At 60.1% G+C, this 16,321-nt stretch carries 16 protein-coding genes; 6 read left to right on the plus strand and 10 right to left on the minus strand.

What is annotated here, in order from left to right:
* Window positions 1-91: 91 nt before the first annotated feature.
* Both ACW9HW_RS16680 and ACW9HW_RS16685 read right to left on the minus strand, forming a co-directional pair.
* Window positions 92-961 carry a DUF6279 family lipoprotein gene (locus ACW9HW_RS16680; protein ID WP_457400871.1) on the minus strand — a complete coding sequence of 290 codons (870 nt, stop codon included), beginning with the start codon at window positions 959-961 and terminating at the stop codon, window positions 92-94.
* A gap of 214 nt (window positions 962-1,175) precedes the next feature.
* Complete coding sequence (locus ACW9HW_RS16685; protein ID WP_028621608.1) at window positions 1,176-1,364, minus strand: hypothetical protein; 189 nt, start codon at window positions 1,362-1,364, stop codon at window positions 1,176-1,178.
* A gap of 350 nt (window positions 1,365-1,714) precedes the next feature.
* On the opposite strand from ACW9HW_RS16685, the gene ACW9HW_RS16690 reads away from it, so the two are divergent.
* The 4 genes from ACW9HW_RS16690 to ACW9HW_RS16705 all read left to right on the plus strand — a co-directional run bounded on the left by ACW9HW_RS16690 (window position 1,715) and on the right by ACW9HW_RS16705 (window position 4,860).
* Window positions 1,715-2,551, plus strand: coding sequence for a CvfB family protein (locus tag ACW9HW_RS16690; protein WP_095196404.1), 837 nt, complete (start codon window positions 1,715-1,717; stop codon window positions 2,549-2,551).
* A gap of 136 nt (window positions 2,552-2,687) precedes the next feature.
* A complete protein-coding gene (locus ACW9HW_RS16695) occupies window positions 2,688-3,620 on the plus strand; it encodes a DMT family transporter (RefSeq protein ID WP_457400873.1) in 933 nt (310 codons plus the stop codon).
* 78 nt (window positions 3,621-3,698) lie between these two features.
* A complete protein-coding gene (gene ptrR / locus ACW9HW_RS16700) occupies window positions 3,699-4,592 on the plus strand; it encodes a putrescine utilization regulator PtrR (RefSeq protein WP_207263374.1) in 894 nt (297 codons plus the stop codon).
* 139 nt (window positions 4,593-4,731) lie between these two features.
* Window positions 4,732-4,860 carry a PA1414 family protein gene (locus ACW9HW_RS16705; protein WP_007914492.1) on the plus strand — a complete coding sequence of 43 codons (129 nt, stop codon included), beginning with the start codon at window positions 4,732-4,734 and terminating at the stop codon, window positions 4,858-4,860.
* A gap of 184 nt (window positions 4,861-5,044) precedes the next feature.
* Here ACW9HW_RS16705 and ACW9HW_RS16710 read toward each other — a convergent pair whose 3' ends face one another.
* From ACW9HW_RS16710 to speB, 6 genes are all read right to left on the minus strand, one after another.
* Window positions 5,045-5,296, minus strand: a complete 252-nt coding sequence (locus tag ACW9HW_RS16710) for an acyl carrier protein (protein WP_457400876.1) — start codon at window positions 5,294-5,296, stop codon at window positions 5,045-5,047.
* Between the two features lie 57 nt (window positions 5,297-5,353).
* Window positions 5,354-6,079 carry an MBL fold metallo-hydrolase gene (locus tag ACW9HW_RS16715; protein WP_457400878.1) on the minus strand — a complete coding sequence of 242 codons (726 nt, stop codon included), beginning with the start codon at window positions 6,077-6,079 and terminating at the stop codon, window positions 5,354-5,356.
* Between the two features lie 85 nt (window positions 6,080-6,164).
* The gene (locus ACW9HW_RS16720) at window positions 6,165-7,544 is read right to left on the minus strand and encodes a sodium:solute symporter (RefSeq protein WP_095196409.1); all 1,380 of its coding nucleotides are present in this window, start codon (window positions 7,542-7,544) and stop codon (window positions 6,165-6,167) included.
* 158 nt (window positions 7,545-7,702) lie between these two features.
* Window positions 7,703-9,214 carry a purine-cytosine permease family protein gene (locus ACW9HW_RS16725; RefSeq protein ID WP_095196410.1) on the minus strand — a complete coding sequence of 504 codons (1,512 nt, stop codon included), beginning with the start codon at window positions 9,212-9,214 and terminating at the stop codon, window positions 7,703-7,705.
* 54 nt (window positions 9,215-9,268) lie between these two features.
* A complete protein-coding gene (locus ACW9HW_RS16730; RefSeq protein WP_077047813.1) occupies window positions 9,269-9,691 on the minus strand; it encodes a YybH family protein in 423 nt (140 codons plus the stop codon).
* Window positions 9,692-9,700: 9 nt separating this feature from the next.
* Window positions 9,701-10,651, minus strand: a complete 951-nt coding sequence (gene speB / locus ACW9HW_RS16735) for an agmatinase (RefSeq protein WP_056853080.1) — start codon at window positions 10,649-10,651, stop codon at window positions 9,701-9,703.
* Window positions 10,652-11,038: 387 nt separating this feature from the next.
* On the opposite strand from speB, the gene ACW9HW_RS16740 reads away from it, so the two are divergent.
* On the plus strand, window positions 11,039-11,932 hold the full coding sequence (locus ACW9HW_RS16740) for a LysR family transcriptional regulator (protein WP_095196413.1): 894 nt from the start codon (window positions 11,039-11,041) through the stop codon (window positions 11,930-11,932).
* A gap of 4 nt (window positions 11,933-11,936) precedes the next feature.
* On the plus strand, window positions 11,937-12,533 hold the full coding sequence (locus ACW9HW_RS16745; protein WP_457400880.1) for a tRNA-uridine aminocarboxypropyltransferase: 597 nt from the start codon (window positions 11,937-11,939) through the stop codon (window positions 12,531-12,533).
* Between the two features lie 120 nt (window positions 12,534-12,653).
* Here ACW9HW_RS16745 and ACW9HW_RS16750 read toward each other — a convergent pair whose 3' ends face one another.
* Window positions 12,654-14,009, minus strand: a complete 1,356-nt coding sequence (locus tag ACW9HW_RS16750) for an HlyD family type I secretion periplasmic adaptor subunit (protein WP_095196415.1) — start codon at window positions 14,007-14,009, stop codon at window positions 12,654-12,656.
* A 9-nt stretch (window positions 14,010-14,018) separates the two neighbouring features.
* Window positions 14,019-16,178 carry a type I secretion system permease/ATPase gene (locus tag ACW9HW_RS16755; protein ID WP_095196416.1) on the minus strand — a complete coding sequence of 720 codons (2,160 nt, stop codon included), beginning with the start codon at window positions 16,176-16,178 and terminating at the stop codon, window positions 14,019-14,021.
* Window positions 16,179-16,321 lie beyond the last annotated feature (143 nt).

A 16,321-nucleotide genomic window follows, 5' to 3' on the forward strand; every position in this document is an offset into this window, starting at 1 on the left:
GCTCGCGAAGACGGTCTCATAGCCAACACATTTATCGATTGACCCACCGCTTTCGCGAGCAGGCTCGCTCCCACAGGGATTTGTGCAGCGTTCAACTCTGTTTTGCCGCCTTCAGACACTTCAAATCATTGAAGTCCTTGCGCACCCCCTCGATTTTCGTCAGCAACCGCTCACGTTGCTGCGGCGTGCTTTGCGCCATCAAGTCCACAAACAGTGAACGCGCCTGGGCTTCGGTTTTGGCGAAGGCTTCGCGGTAGGCCGGTGTCCACAAGCGCTCTCGATTCACCAGAAGTGTCTCGATTCGTTGTGGGAATTCGGGGCTGTGACGTTGCGCAACGGCTGCACTGAATTGCTTCTGCCAGTGGACGCGGTTGGCGAGCCACTGCGTATTCTGGTCACCCAGAGCGTTGGACCACGCCACGACGCGTTGTTGCTGAGGGGGAGTGAGTGGCCCGAGCCAGGCATCCAGGCGTTTTTCCATGCGTTCGCCGCGGTCCTTGATCTGCTGATCAAGGGACGGCTTGAGGTACAGCGCCTGGCGTTTGCGTTGGTCTTTGGCGAAGGCCTCGTTCATTTCGGCGACCTGCTGGTCATCCAGTCCTTGCAGCAACTCGATGGCGGACGGGGTGATTTCCCGCGCGGTCTCGGCGATCGCCTGTTCGGCTTCTTCGGTGCGGGCTTGCAATGCGGCATCGGTTACCTGATTGGTCGCGACCATGGTCTGCAAGCGATCCAGCCAGTCCAGATAGCCTGGCAGTTGTGTGGTGCAGTGCCAGGTCAGGTGTTCCTTGAGGCGTTCGTTCAGCCAGCCTTTTTGCTCGCCGTTCATGTCCAGGTAATCGCTGAGCGTCCAGGGGATGATCACGTCGAGGTTGCGGTAGGCCAGGCCCATGCGGCTGCACGCGCCGAGAGCGAGCGTCACGGTGAGCACGAAAGCGAGCTGTTTCATCCAGCGGGACATGGGCGAATCCTTGCGAAAGCCTGGCTTCGGGGACTGATTCTCATGTGAACGCAGGATGAGCCCGGCAGTTCAGCCGATCAATAGACGGCGGACCGTGGCGTTGTTTCTGTACATGTCTTTTGGGGGAGGTGTTGCGGGGGAGGGTTCCAGTCCAAGCGCTTCGAAGCTCAAAGCGCTTGTGGACCAGGTGATGCGAGGTATTACTTTTGGGCTTTTATTTTTTACCCAGGGTGATCTGCTTGGACGGGCCGAACGTCTGGCCGCTGACGCCCTTGGCAATTTGCTGGATTTCACCGCCGGATTTGAGGAACGCAGCAATCTGGTTGTTGATCGATTCGCTGGTTTCGACGGCTGGAGCTGGCTTTGCTTTGCTGGTGGATGCTTTTACGCGCATGGCGGCCATTAACCTGTAGAAAATTAACTTGGCCAGGCATCGTACAGGAATTACCTGCAATTTGCTTGGCAATTATCCTTTGGATGACCGAGGGCGGATCAGGATAATTAGCGGATCATTATTTGATAATTGCCTCTAAGTCGCTGTTTTAAATAAAAACGTGGTCCGCAAAAACAGGATGCCCTGCTGGGCCGGCAGCGATGAAAATCCTCGGGTCGGTCTGACGAGCGGCGGGAGTCGTACGGTAAAACCCAGGAAAATGAAGGCCTGCAGAGGAATTTCTCGCACCGGTGGGTTGGTCGCCGAACGCGGCCTGCAAAACCGGGTAGAATGCCGCCCACGCAATGAGGGTACTGGACATGGCTTTAGTCGGGCGTTACAACAGTTTACAAGTGGTTAAACACACTAACTTCGGTTTATATCTGGACGGTGGCGCGGATGGCGAAATTCTTTTGCCTAATCGTTATATTCCAAAAGATATTCCCAGCGAAGATGAAGACTGGCTCAATGTTTTTGTTTATCTGGACAGCGATGACAAACTTATCGCGACGACTGAAAAACCGAAAGTTCAAGTCGGTGAATTTGCCAGTTTGAAAGTTGTTGAAGTCAACAGCATTGGTGTGTTCCTCGATTGGGGGCTGCCAAAGGATCTGTTGTTGCCGTTTTCGGAAGAAAAGCGCCAGATGACGGCCGGCGAATACGCCGTAGTGCATGTCTATCTCGACAAACACACCCGTCGCATCACCGCGACGGCGCGCCTGGACCGCTATCTGGACAAGACCCCGGCCAACTACACCCCGGGCCAGGAGGTCGACTTGCTGGTTGCCGAAGCCACCGACATGGGTTTCAAGGCAATCATCAACAACAAGCACTGGGGCCTGATTCACAAGAACGAAATCTTCAAGTTCATGCGTGCGGGCAAGGAAGAGAAAGGCTTCATCAAGGAAGTTCGTGCCGATGGCAAGATCAGCCTGAGTCTGCAACCGGTCGGCCAGGAAGCGGCCACCAGCCTTAACTCGAAGATCCTCGCCAAGTTGCGCGAGAACAACGGCACCCTGCCGGTCAGCGACAAGAGCGACCCGACTGTGATCAGTAGCATGTTCGGCGTCAGCAAAGGCAACTTCAAGAAGGCCATCGGTGCGCTGTACAAGAATGGCCAGATTGTCATTCATGCTGATCGCATTGAACTGAGCTGATACCGACCCCCTGTAGGCAATTTCTGCCCATCTGGTTAATAATCGATAGAATAATTTTTCGCCCCGGCCATGTGCCGGGGTTTTGTTTTTACTGTCGAGTCACTGCCATGGATTGTGTCGTTGTCGAGGTTTTCCGGTGAGCGCCACCCGGCGTAGCGCCGATGGATTTGCCCTGCAAGTGATGTTGGGGTTGTGCCTGGTCTGGGGTGTTCAGCAGGTGATGATCAAGTGGGCGGCGCCCGACATTGCCCCAGTCATGCAGGCGGCCGCGCGTTCCGGCATGTCTGCGTTGCTGGTGGGGTTGCTGATCTGCTGGAAGGGCGGTTGGGATCAGGTCGGTGCGACCTGGCGCGGTGGCTTGTTGGCCGGCGCCTTGTTCGGTCTGGAGTTCTTCTTCATTTCCGAAGGCCTGCAATTGACCACGGCCGCGCACATGTCGGTATTCCTCTACACCGCACCGATTTTCACCGCACTGGGTGTGCACTGGCTGTTGCCGAGCGAGCGTTTGCGGCCTGTGCAATGGCTGGGAATTTTCCTCGCGTTCGTCGGGATCGCCATCGCGTTTGCCGGTGGCATGTCCTGGGACAACCTCGATTACCGGATGTTGATGGGCGATGCGCTGGGCGTGCTGGCCGGCGCGGCTTGGGGCGCGACCACGGTGGTGGTGCGAGCTTCGCGATTGTCGGAGGCGCCGGTGACCCTGACATTGTTCTATCAGTTGATCATCGGCTTCATCGGCCTGTTGTTGATCGCGCTGCTCAGCGGGCAGATCACCCACGTCAGTTTGACCGGTGTGGCGATTGCCAGTGTGCTGTTTCAAGGCGTGGTGGTGTCGTTCTTCAGTTACCTGATCTGGTTTTGGTTGCTGCGCCGGTATCTGGCGGCAAACCTGGCGGTGTTTTCGTTCATGACGCCGTTGTTTGGCGTTACGTTTGGGGTGGTGTTGCTGGGGGAAAAACTGACCCTGAACTTTGTCATTGGCGCGGTGCTGGTGCTGCTGGGCATCACCTTTGTCAGCGCCGAGCAGTGGGTGCGCCGTCGGTTGCGCAGAGCACTTGGGCAGCCCTGAGCACCTTCGCGCCTGGATGGATTGACATTCTTTGAAAAAGAACAATAGTGGGTAACTTGTTCTTGTCTAGAGAATGTCGTGGAGTTTAGCCAGTTGCGGATCTTCCAGGCGGTGGCGCAGGAAGAGTCCATCACCCGCGCCGCCGAGCGCCTGCACCGCGTGCCGTCCAACCTGTCGACCCGGCTCAAGCAGCTGGAGGAGCAGTTGGGCGTTGAACTGTTCGTTCGCGAGCGTCAGCGTTTGCAGTTGTCGCCTGCGGGAAAAGTCCTGCTGGATTACACCGCCAAATTGTTCGCCTTGCACGACGAAGCCCATGCCGCGGTACAGGGCGGGCAACCGGCCGGCGATTTCGTGCTCGGCACCATGTACAGCACCGCCGCCATTCACCTCCCGGCGTTGTTGGCGCGCTATCACAAGCGTTACCCGGCGGTGAATTTGCAAGTGCAGTCCGGACCCAGCGGTGAATTGCTGGAAGGTTTGCTCACCGGCCGACTCGATGCGGCGCTGGTGGACGGTCCCCCCGAACTGGCCATGCTTGATGGTGTGTTGTTGTGCGAGGAACGGCTGGTGCTGATCAGCGAGGCGGATCACCCGCCGGTACTCAGCGCGCGGGACGTGGAAGGGCGTTCGGTATTCACCTTTCGCCAGGGCTGTTCCTACAGGATGCGTCTGGAATCCTGGTACTCCCGGGACCATGCGGTCATGGGGCGGGCGATTGAGATCGAATCCTATCCGGGGATGCTCGCCTGTGTGATTGCAGGTTCCGGCGTGGCATTGATGTCGGAATCAATGCTTGCCAGCCTGCCGGGCCGCGAAAGCGTGACGGTCCACCCGTTGCCTGAACCATTTGCCACGGCCACCACCTGGCTGATGTGGCGCAAGGGCATGGCCGGGGCCAACCTGAATGCATGGATCGAGGAGCAGCGGGCGCTCTATCCGTCGGCGCAAATCCCGGCCCGGGCGATTGCATGATTTAATGCCGTCGGATTGTGAGCCATTCAGTAACAGATCATTGCCACTTTGGGCGAGCATTGCTCAGGACTTCGGACTATTATCAGTTCGAAGCGACTACAGAATTCCGGTCGCTCGGCACTACCCTGAAGGGGGCATCATGAAAGAGAAAATCCAAAACTGGCTGCATGACCTGGGTGTCGCGCTCGGTTTGATCGAACCGCCTCTGCAACCTGTGCCAATTCGCACCGACGACGAACAGCGCCGACGCCAGCAGCGTCGCCGGTAAGGCTGTTCCTATTGGAGAAGGGGCTTCTGTGGCGAGGGGATTTATCCCCGTTAGGCTGCGAAGCAGCCCCAAGTCCATTCGACCTGGGTATATCTGGCGGACCGTGTCAGGCGATTTACGACTGCTTCGCAGCCGGACGGGGATAAATCCCCTCGCCACAGGAAGGTGTGTCCGCCAATATTACTTAATGCCGCCCAATTTCCATCAAAAACCGGCTCAAGTCATTCGCCGTCGTGGCCGTCTTGAGCATCCGGTCTTCCTCGGCGGTAAACGCCGTCAAGCCGAGTTCATCTTCCAGATGGAAGATCAGCTCTTCGATATCCGTTTTATCCAATCCCAACTGCGCCAGACTGGCGTTGTCGTCGAAGTCATCCTGACCCTCCAGCAGGCGGCTGATGTAGCGGTGCACGGCGGCGCGAATGGCGGCTTTGTTCATGATGACTCTTCAAGGGCGTTGTTGTTTTATTGGCCCTGGGCTTGAGTACAGCAGGCTTCAGCCGTGTGAGCGTTGCCACTCGTCAATCATGTGGCGTAGATGATCCCCGGAAAAACTGCCGAAATGCCCGCCATGCACCGTGCGGATCGGCAGCGCGCGCAAGCGCTCCAGGCTGCGGGCGTAGTCATTGAGGTTGGAGTGGTAGGCGTCCTCGATCAGCGGCCCGTCGTAGATGATGTCGCCGCTGAACAAGGTCTCGGTCGCGGCTTCGTACAGGCTGATGCCGCCCGGCGAGTGTCCCGGCGTGTGCAGCACTTGCAGCACCCGGTCGCCCAGGTCCAGTACATCGCCTTCTTCGATCAAGCCCGTTGCCGGGGCAGCCTTGACCCGATACTCGGCGTAGCACAACGGACAATCGGGGTGCGCTTCGAACATGTCGTCGCCGACAAATGCCCGGCTCAAATCGTTTTCACCGTCCGGTGCAGCCAGGATCTGCGCTTCGGCCGGGTGTACCAGGCGTTCGGAAAACTCGTGATGCCCGGCAATGTGGTCGAAGTGGCAGTGGCTGGCCACCGCTACCAGGGGCCGCTCGGTGATCCACGGCAATTGCTCGCGCAAGCTGACGAGCCCGGAACCGCTGTCCAGCAGCAGGTCTTTGTCACGGCCTTGAACAAACCAAAGATTGCAGCGGTAGAAGGGGCGAATGTAAGGCTCGTGAATCAGGCGGATGCCGTCGCTGAGTTGTTTCACCTCGAACCACTGATCGCGGCTGACGATCTTCATAATCACTTTCCTTCAGGCGAAAAAAAACGGGTGTGGCAACCGACGCCACACCCGTCGAAGAAAGCATCAAGTTGTTATGTTCAGCTTAGATGGCGCTCGCTGCCACGGCTGGGCGACGGGACATCAGGCTGATCACCACGAAACTCACCAGACCTACGGCCAGGCTGTAGTAGATCGGGGTGTTGGCATCCAGACCGTCCTTGACCATGAACAGCAGGGCGGTGGCGAAGCCCATGCCCATGCTGGCGATGGCGCCGGCGGTGGTGGCACGTTTCCAGAAGATCGCACCGATCAGCGGGATCAGCATGCCGCCCACCAACAGGTTGTAGGCCAGGGTCAGGGCGCTGATCACGTCGTTTACCACTAGGGCGATGCCGAGTACCACAACACCGGTCAGCATAGTGACGACACGGTTGAGGCCCAGGCTCGACTGTTTACCGCCACGCAGTTTCGGCAGCAGGTCTTCGGTCAGGGTAGTAGCGGCGGCGAGCAGGCCGGCGCTGGCGGTGGACATCATGGCAGCCAGTGCGGCTGCGATGACCAGGCCACGGATACCGTCCGGCAGGGACAGTTTCACGATCGCGGCGAAAGCGTTGTTGACGTTGTCCAGGTCCGGGATCAACACATGAGCCGCCATGCCGATCAGGGCGCAGGCCAGGCCGTAGAGGATGCAGTAGACACCGGCGAACGTACCGGCGACCTGAGCCACTTTGGCGGTCTTGACGGTGAACACCCGTTGCCAGATGTCCTGACCGATCAGGATGCCGAAGAAGTAGATCATGAAGTAGGTGATGATGGTATCCCAACCGATGGTGGTGAAGCTGAAGCTCGCCGCCGGCAGTTTCAACACCAGTTCGTCCCAGCCGCCGACGCGGTACAGGCAGATTGGCAACAGGATGAACATCAGGCCAACGGTCTTGATCACGAACTGGACGATGTCGGTCAGGGTCAGCGACCACATGCCGCCAATGGCCGAGTAGATCACCACCACGCCACCACCGAGCAGTACCGAGATCCAGAACGGCAGGCCGAACAGCACTTGCAGTACGGTGCCGATCGCCAGGATCGAGGTCACGCCGATCATCAGTGCGTACGCGAGCATGATCACCGCGCTCGCGGAGCGGGCCATCGGGTTGTAGCGTTTCTCCAGCACCTGGGTAACGGTGTAGATCTTCAGTTTCAACAGCGGCTTGGCCAGGAACAGGTTCAGCGCCACGATCCCGCAACCCAGTGCGGCGCAGAGCCAGAAACCGGAGATGCCATGCACGTAGCCCAGACGCACGGTGCCCACGGTGGACGCGCCGCCGAGGACGGTGGCCGCCATGGTGCCCATGTACAGGCTCGGGCCCAGGTTACGACCGGCAACCAAAAAGTCTTCGTTGGTCTTGGCCTTGCGCATGCCGTAGTAGCCAAGTATCAGCATCGCGGCGGCGTAGATGAGTACGACGAATAAATCCAAAGCCATGATGGCGTGTCTCCGATTGTCTTTTTTATGGTGAAACTAAGACGTTTCTGTGGGGCTGCTCTTTGTGGGAGCGAGCCTGCTCGCGAAAGCGTTCTGTCAGTCACACCTTTGTTGGATGTGCCGCCGTCTTCGCGAGCAGGCTCGCTCCCACAGGTATTTCAGGCGACTTGTCGCATCGCCGCTTTAACGAGCGAATCCGTGCTCTTGCTGCGTGGATCATTCGGGCCGAACACCGCAGTCGATTCCGGGAACAGGCTCAGCAATACCAGGTACACCACCGAGGCCAGGCCCAGGGTCACCGGCAGGCTGATGTCGATACCGCCGGCCAGTTCGCCCAGTGGTCCGACGAACTGCCCCGGCAAGTTCACGAAGCACAGGCCGACGGCCGCACTCGGAATCCAGGCACCCAGGCCACGCCAGTTCCAGCCGTGGGTGAACCAGTAGCGGCCACCTTTTTCACCGCGGGTGAACACTTGCAAGTCATCCGGGCAGTAGAAGCCGCGACGGACCAGCAGGCCGATGATCATGATCACCATCCACGGGGTCGTGCAGGTGATGATCAGCACGGCGAAGGTCGACACGCTCTGCACCAGGTTTGCTGCGAAGCGGCCAATGAAGATGAAGGCAATCGACATCACGCCGATCAGCAGCGTGGCCTTGACCCGCGACAGCACCCGTGGAAACACGCTGGACATGTCCAGCCCGGTGCCATAGAGCGAGGTGGTGCCCGTGGACATGCCGCCGATCACCGCAATCAGGCACACCGGCAGGAAGAACCAGCTCGGCGATACCGCCAGCAGACCACCGACATAGTTGTTGGCCGCGATGTAGTCTGGCGCCTTGATTGCCACGATGGTGGCGGTGGCGAGGCCGAACAGGAACGGGATCAAGGTGGCGAGTTGCGCCGCGATAACCGACAGCATGATCCGGCCTTTGGGCGTCTCACGCGGGATGTAGCGTGACCAGTCGCCAAGGAATGCGCCGAAGGAAATCGGGTTGCTCATGGCCACCAGCGCGGCACCGATAAAGGCTGCCCAGAAACCGGCCTGCCCCATGGCCACCGTGCCGGCGTACTGACTGTCGAAAGCCGGAGCAAAGGCGAAAATGCCCAGCAGGAACAGCAGGCTGGCCGCCCACACCGCGATGCGGTTGACCCACAGCATGAAGCGAAAGCCGTAGATGCACACGGTCAAAACCAGCAGCGCGAACAGGCCGTAGGCCAGGCCCAGGGTCAGATCGGTTTCCGGCAAATTGATCAGGCGTTTGGCACCTCCGACCAGCGCATCACCCGAACTCCAGACGGAGAGCGAGAAAAACGCGATAGCGGTCAACAGCGACAGAAAAGAGCCGACGATGCGCCCGTGTACGCCGAAGTGCGCGCCGGAGGACACCGCGTTGTTGGTGCCGTTGATGGGGCCGAACAAGCCCATTGGCGCCAGGATCAATGCACCGAGTACCACGCCCAGCACAATCGCCCAGACGCCCGCCTGGAACGACAGGCCGAACAGTACCGGGAAGCTGCCGAGTACGGCGGTGGCAAAGGTGTTCGCGCCGCCGAAGATCAAGCGAAACAGGTCGCTGGGCCGGGCGTCGCGTTCATTGTCCGGGATCTGTTCGACCCCGTTTGTTTCGATGCTGCTAAGGCTTTTTTCGTTGTTGTTGTTATTCATGATCTGCTCCGATCATAAAGGCGCGCTCATCGTGTGTGAGCGTCACCTGTTTGGCTAAGGGGTTGGCAGCCCTTCCGGCATAGCGGACAAATGTTCGTGACAGGCCAGCCACAGGCCTTGTTGTTCTTGGCCAGACGCTTGTTTCTTGAAAACAATCGTCTCGCGCTCCTGGCTGAAGTGTTGCTCCCCTTGCATGCGCAGCTCGGTGGCCACGTCATGGATGAAAATCGCCACGTCACCCTGCAGGCTGACGAAAGCGTTGCTCGACGTGCACGACAGCACCTCGAAGCCATCCTCGGCACGCCAGCTGTCCCACAACGCCTGGTAGGCATCGCGCGACAAAAGGGGCTGTTCGAGGGTGTAGAAAACGAAGCTGGCATCGGCGCTGAACGCGCCGAAGTAGGCTTCGCGATCGTTTCGGGCGAAGGCGGACACCAGGTCGGCAGCCGCTTTCAAAACCTGATCACGTTCGTTCATGACCGACCCTCAGCGGTGGACCACGCCAGGCAGTACGCAGAGCATTTCGTACAGCAGGTTGGCGGCCAGCAGCGAGGTGTTACCCGTGGTGTCGTAAGCGGGCGAGACTTCTACCAGATCGCAACCGATCAGGTCGAGGCCTTGGCAGCCGCGAACGATCTCGATCGCCTGAATGGTCGTCAGACCACCGATTTCCGGGGTGCCGGTACCTGGTGCCCACGCCGGGTCGATACCGTCAATGTCGAAGCTCAGGTACACCGGGCCACCACCGACTTTCTCACGCACTTCAGCCATCAACGGCGCCAGGGATTTGTGCCAGCACTCTTCGGCCTGCACCACGCGGAAGCCCTGGTTGCGGCTCCAGTTGAAGTCGTCAGCGGTATAGCCCTGGGCACGCAGGCCGATTTGTACAACGCGGTCCGGATCGATCAGGCCTTCTTCGACAGCGCGACGGAAGGTGGTGCCGTGGGCGATTTTCTCGCCGAACATGTGATCGTTCACATCGGCGTGGGCGTCGATGTGCACCAGGCCGACCTTGCCGTGCTTCTTATGGATGGCACGCAGGATCGGCAGGGTGATGGTGTGGTCGCCGCCCAACGTCAGGGGGATCACATCGTGTTCGAGGATATTGTCGTAGGACTCTTCGATGATCCGTACGGCATCCAGCAGGTTGAAGGTGTTGATCGCCACGTCGCCGATGTCGGCAACCGACAGCGAGTCGAACGGCGCCGCGCCGGTGGCCATGTTGTACGGGCGGATCATCACCGATTCGGCGCGGATGTCACGCGGTCCGAAACGGGTGCCGGGGCGCAGCGAGGTACCGATGTCCAGGGGCACGCCAACGAACGCAGCGTCCAGGCCAGCAGCGGTAGGAACATGGGGGAGTCGCAGCATGGTGGCGATGCCGCCGAAGCGCGGCATTTCGTTGCCGCCCAGTGGTTGGTGAAGAATCTTGTCCACGGGTAGGGCCTCATCGTCGTTGTTTTATTTATGTCGGTTGCGCAGGTCGGGGAGACGCAGGCACCGCTGTGGGCCGATTCTGCGAAATGTAGTGACCGGGAAGAATCGCTACGCGCAAATACTTAGTTCAGATTTTTCTAAACTAATGCTTGGCATGGCGATAGACTTGCGGCCATGTGCCGCACTTCTGTGGTGAGTGGATTTATCTGTGGCGAGGGGATTTATCCCCGTTCGGCTGCGCAGCAGTCGTAAATCCAGCGCACACAGTGCATCTGACACACCGAGGTGCAGATCCGGGGCGGCTTCGCCACCCAGCGGGGATAAATCCCCTCGCCACAGATAAATCCCTTCCACAGGATTGAAATTCGATTGGTGTCTGGAGCCCCCATGGCCAACGCTTTACCCGACCTGAAACTATTGCGCATTTTCGTCAGCGTGGTGCGTCATCAGGGATTCGCTAACGCCCAGCAAGAACTCAACCTCTCGACCTCGGCCATCAGCACCTACATGAGCCAGCTTGAGTCGGCGCTGGGCCTGGTGTTGTGCCATCGCGGCCGGGGCGGTTTCAGCCTGACCAGCAAGGGCGAGTTGTTCCATCAGGAAACCCTGCGTCTATTGGCCGAGTTGGAAGGCTTCGAACAATACGCAGCAGCGCTCAAGGGTGAATTGCGCGGCACGTTGAACCTGGGGGTGATCGACTCCACCGTCAGCGATAAGGCCTTGCCGTTCGCCGAAGCCATCGGCGCCTACAGCCAGGAACACCCGGCCGTGCATTTGCATTTGTCGGTGATGAGCCCCTACGAACTGCAACTGGGCGTGCAGGACAACCGCCTCGACCTGGCCATCGGTGCGTTTTCCACGCGCATGAGCGGTCTGGTGTACATGCCGCTGTACCGCGAGCAGCACTGGTTGTATTGCAGCACGCGGCATCCGCTGTTTAACGAGCGGCGCATTCCCGAGCAGGTTATTACCCAGCAGCGCATGGTCGGTCGTGGTTACTGGAGCCAGGCTGAACTGGCCCGCCATGGCTTCAAGCACAGCGCCGCAACGGTGGAGAGTATGGAGGCGCAGCTGATTCTGGTGCTGTCCGGCGCCTACATCGGTTACTTGCCGGAGCACTACGCCCAGGCCTGGGCCGACAAGGGTGACTTGCGTGTGCTGCTACCGGCGACCTTCGGATATCAGGCGCCGTTTTCGATGATCGTGCGCCGGGGCCGCAGCCGCGAGCCGCTGATCCAGACTTTCCGCGATCTGCTCAAAGCGCAGCTCAATCAGGTTTAAGACGATGTCCAGAATTCAATGCCCGCGCTGCCTGCGTCCGCAAAGCCATTGCCTGTGCCCACTGATTCCCAGTCTCGACAGCCGCACCCGAATCTTGCTCTTGCAGCATCCCGGCGAAGTGAATCATGCGTTGAACACCGCACGGCTGGCGGCGTTGGGCTTGAACAATGCCGAGTTGATCGTCGGCGAGGTATTCGAGGATTTGCCGAGGTTGTTGAATCAGCCGGGGTACCAGGCGCGTTTGCTGTTTCCCGGCGACGATGCGCAGCCGATACAGGCTTACAGCGCATCCGACGAGCCGTTGCTGCTGGTGGTACCGGACGGCACCTGGCGCAAGGCGCGCAAGATGCTGCACCTCAATCCACTGCTGGCGGCGCTGCCGAGGGTGACCCTGGCCGAGGGCGGCGTGTCCCGTTATCGGCTGCGCAAGGCACCAGGCCCTGGGGCGTTGTCGACGGTGGAGGCGATTGTGCAGGCATTGCAGACGCTTGAAGCGCCGGCTTCATTCGAGCCGTTGCTCAAGCCGTTCGAAGCGTTGATCGAAGGGCAGATTGCGGCGATGGGGCAGGAGACCTTTCAGCGTAATCATGGGCCGAAATAGTTGTTGCCTGTGCGGGCCTCTTCGCGAGCAGGCTCGTTCCCACATTTGATCGCATTCCATTGTGGGAGCGAGCCTGCTCGCGAAAGCGATAGAACAATCATCCAAAATATCTGATCGAAACTACCGCTCGCGCATCGCCTCAGTCCGCGCCTTGAGCACCGGTTTCAGCAAATAATCCAATACCGTTTTCTCCCCGGTAATGATATCCACCGTCGCCACCATCCCCGGAATGATCAGCAGCGGTTTCGCATCCCCGCCCAAATGGTTTTTATCGGTGCGCACCTGGATCAGGTAGAAGCTGTTGCCCTTGTCATCGGTAATGGTGTCGGCACCAATCAACTCAAGCTTGGCGCTCAGGCCGCCATAGATCGTGTAGTCGTAGGCGGTGAACTTGACCATGGCTTTCTGCCCCGGATGCAGGAATGCCACGTCCTGTGGCCGCACTTTGGCCTCGATCAGCAGGTTGTCTTCCAGGGGGACGATTTCCACCATATCGCTGCCCGGCTGGACCACGCCGCCAATGGTGTTGACCTTCAACACCTTGATGATGCCCTTGACCGGCGAGGTCACCGTGGTACGGGTCACGCGGTCGTCGATGGCGATGCTCGACGCCGTGATTTTCGACAGGTCGGTGCGTTTCTCATTCAGCTCCTTGGCCGCTTCGGAGCGGAAGGTTTGTTCCGACTCGTCGATCTTGCTTTTGATCTCGGCCATCGCCGATTCCGCCCGGGGGATCGCCAGGGTGGTGGCGTTCAGCGAGCCGCGGATTTCCACGGCGCTGCGCTTGAGTCGCAGGATCTCCACCGGCGACACGGCGCCGGTCTTGACCAGCGGCTCGGACATGGCCATCTCCTGATTGACCAGCGCCAGGCTTGAACTGTACTGACCGGCTTTCGAGCGGAACTCCGCCAGCTCCTGGGTTTTTTGCCGAAGTTGTTCACTCAGCGTGCGCTGTTCGCTGGCCAGTCGCCGTTGCCGTTGTTCGTACAGCGAGCGTTCGTCTTCGGCCACTTGCGGCGCCTTGGCGATCACTTCTTCCGACAGTTTGAAGGGCCGGCCTTCGGCTTCTGCCGACAGTCGCTCGACCTGCGCGGTCAGTGCATACCGATCGGCTTCGCTTTCGCCCTTGTTCGACTGGTAGCGCGTGTCATCCAGGCGCAACAGGGTGTCGCCCTTGTTCACCATTTGCCCTTCGCGTACGAAGATCTCGGTGACGATGCCGCCCTCCAGGTTCTGGATCACTTGCACCTTGCTCGACGGAATGGCCTTGCCTTCGCCCATGGTCACTTCCTGCAACACGGCGAACTTGGCCCAGAGCAGCGCGCTGATCAACAGCGCTGCCGCCAGCCACACGGTCACCCGTGACCAGCGCGGAGAATCCTGCAGCGAGGCGCCGGCCGTTTCCGGCATGAATTCAACTTCGGCGCTTTTGTTAAAACTTTTGAAGTAGCCGCGCGAACCTTGATCAGCAGACATGGGCTACTCCTAGACCGCCGCAGAGCCGACGCGGCCCTTGCGCAGTGCATCGATGACCGCTTCTTTCGGTCCGTCGGCGACGATCCGCCCGTTATCCAGCACCACCAGCCGATCCACCAGGCTCAGCATCGAGGTGCGGTGGGTCACCAGCAGTACGGTTTTGCCCTGGACCCAGCCGTGGAGCTTTTGCCGCAGAACGTCTTCGCTGCTGTTGTCCATGGCGCTGGTGGGCTCGTCGAGCAGCATGATCGGCGGATCCAGCAACAAGGCCCGGGCCAGCAACACGGCCTGGCGTTGGCCGCCGGAGAGCAATTGCCCGCGCTCGCCGACGGGGCGGTCGAAGCCTTGCGGATGTTGCCGGGCCAGCTCGGTGACGCCGGTCAGTTCCGCCACTTCGAGCATGCGCGCGTCGCTGATGTAGCGTGCGCCCAGGGTCAGGTTGTCGCGCAGGCTGCCGGCCAGCAGCGGCAGGTCGTGGGCGACGTAACCGATCTGATGGCGCAGGTCGGCGACGTCCAGTTGCCGCAGGTCCAGGCCATCGAGCAGCAACTGGCCTTCCGCAGGTTCGTAGAACCCCATCACCAGGCGCGCCAGGGTACTTTTGCCCGAGCCGCTGCGGCCGATGATGCCGATCCGCTCACCGGGTTTCACGCTGAAGCTGACATTGGCCAGTGCCGGGGCGCTCTGGCCGTTGTAATTGAACGTCACGCCGATCACGTCCAGCGCGCCTTGCAGTTGCGTACGCTCCAGCGGCCGTTGCCGGGCGTCCCGTTCCTGAGGCAGGGACATCAGGGCGTCGGTACTCTTCATGGTCAGTTGCGCTTGCTGGTAGCGGGTGATCAACCCGGCGATTTGCCCAAGCGGGGCCAGAACCCGGCTGCCGAGCATGTAGGTCGCCACCAGCGCGCCGACACTGAGGTTGCCGGCGATGATGCTATAGACCCCGGCAACGATGGTCGCCATGCCGGAAAACTGCTGGATGAACAGGGTGCCGTTGGTGGCCAGCGCCGCCAGGTTGCGCGCGTGACTGTCGAGGCGGGTGAGGGCGCCGTGGGTGCTTTCCCATTTGTGCTGGCGCTCGCTTTCGGCGCTGCAGGCCTTGAGGGTTTCCAGGCCGCCGAGGGTTTCGATCAGCAGGGCCTGGCGTTCGGCCCCCAGGGTCAGGCTTTTTTGCACGGTGTCGCGCAGGCGCGCCTGAATCACCATGGCGAAAATGATGGTGATCGGAAATGCCAGGATCGGGATCACCACCAGCCAGCCGCCGAGCAGGCCGATCACCAGCAACATCAGCAAGGCAAAGGGCAGGTCGATCAGGCTGGTGAGGGTCACGGCGGTGAGAAATTCCCGCAGGCCCTGGAAGTCATGAATGCTCTGGGCAAAACCGCCGATGGTCGCCGGCCGCGCTTTCATCGCCATGCCTGTGATGCGTTCGAACAGCGTCGCCGACAGGATCACGTCGGTTTTCTTCCCGGCGGTGTCCAGCAAGTGCGCACGCACCACGCGCAGCACCAACTCGAAAGCGGTGCCGATCAGCAAACCGATGGACAGCACCCACAGGGTCGAAGTGGCCTGGTTGGGCACCACGCGGTCGTAGGTCTGCATCACGAACAGCGGCACCATCAAGCCCAGCAGGTTGATCAGGAAACTCGCCAGGACCGCGTCGCTGTACAGCCATTTCGACAGTTTCAGCGTGTCGCGAAACCAGGCCTGGACCCGCGGCACCAACGGCGAGCGCAGGTCTTCGAGTTCATGCCGTGGCCGGGCGAACAGGGCCTGGCCGGTGTAATGCTTTTCAAGCTCTTCGGTCCTGATCCATTGTTCGCCGCCGTCGGCTTCGCTGGGCAGGATCAGCAATCGGCCGTCTTCGCCATGGCGGCGCAGCACTGCGGTGCGGCCATCGTTGAGCAGCAGCATGACGGGCAGGTTGAGCGGGGAAATATCCTTGAGGTCGCGGCGCAGCAGGCGCGCCTGCAAACCGGCCCGGGCCGCTGCACGAGGCAGCAGGTCCAGGCTCAGGCGTTGGTGTGCCATTGGCAGCCCGGCACTGAGGCTGGCGCGACTGACCGTCGCGCCATGGAGTTTGCAGAGAATCAACAGACCGTCCAGCAGTGGGTCATCGAAGCTCAGGCGCGGATCGACACCGGTGTTGCCAGGTTCCATGCTGGTCACATTGATCGCTCCCTTATTTTTACTGTAGGAGCGAGCTTGCTCCGGGCGGCGTTCCGACGATGAACCTGAGAGCGCCGCGGGGTGTCAGGCATCCCGCGTCATCATTGACGATCATCGCGAGCATGCTCGCTCCTACAGGGGGT

The organism is Pseudomonas sp. SDO5532_S415 (genome assembly GCF_054071155.1).

Coding starts and splice junctions, on each gene's coding strand:
- ACW9HW_RS16705 (WP_007914492.1), top strand. CDS start 4,732: ATGAAAGAGAAAATCCAAAACTGGCTGCATGACCTGGGTGTCGCGCTC.
- ACW9HW_RS16720 (WP_095196409.1), bottom strand. CDS start 7,544: ATGGCTTTGGATTTATTCGTCGTACTCATCTACGCCGCCGCGATGCTG.
- ACW9HW_RS16680 (WP_457400871.1), bottom strand. CDS start 961: ATGTCCCGCTGGATGAAACAGCTCGCTTTCGTGCTCACCGTGACGCTC.
- ACW9HW_RS16690 (WP_095196404.1), top strand. CDS start 1,715: ATGGCTTTAGTCGGGCGTTACAACAGTTTACAAGTGGTTAAACACACT.
- ACW9HW_RS16750 (WP_095196415.1), bottom strand. CDS start 14,009: ATGTCTGCTGATCAAGGTTCGCGCGGCTACTTCAAAAGTTTTAACAAA.
- ACW9HW_RS16745 (WP_457400880.1), top strand. CDS start 11,937: ATGTCCAGAATTCAATGCCCGCGCTGCCTGCGTCCGCAAAGCCATTGC.
- ACW9HW_RS16740 (WP_095196413.1), top strand. CDS start 11,039: ATGGCCAACGCTTTACCCGACCTGAAACTATTGCGCATTTTCGTCAGC.
- ACW9HW_RS16710 (WP_457400876.1), bottom strand. CDS start 5,296: ATGAACAAAGCCGCCATTCGCGCCGCCGTGCACCGCTACATCAGCCGC.
- ACW9HW_RS16730 (WP_077047813.1), bottom strand. CDS start 9,691: ATGAACGAACGTGATCAGGTTTTGAAAGCGGCTGCCGACCTGGTGTCC.
- ACW9HW_RS16685 (WP_028621608.1), bottom strand. CDS start 1,364: ATGGCCGCCATGCGCGTAAAAGCATCCACCAGCAAAGCAAAGCCAGCT.
- ACW9HW_RS16725 (WP_095196410.1), bottom strand. CDS start 9,214: ATGAATAACAACAACAACGAAAAAAGCCTTAGCAGCATCGAAACAAAC.
- ACW9HW_RS16715 (WP_457400878.1), bottom strand. CDS start 6,079: ATGAAGATCGTCAGCCGCGATCAGTGGTTCGAGGTGAAACAACTCAGC.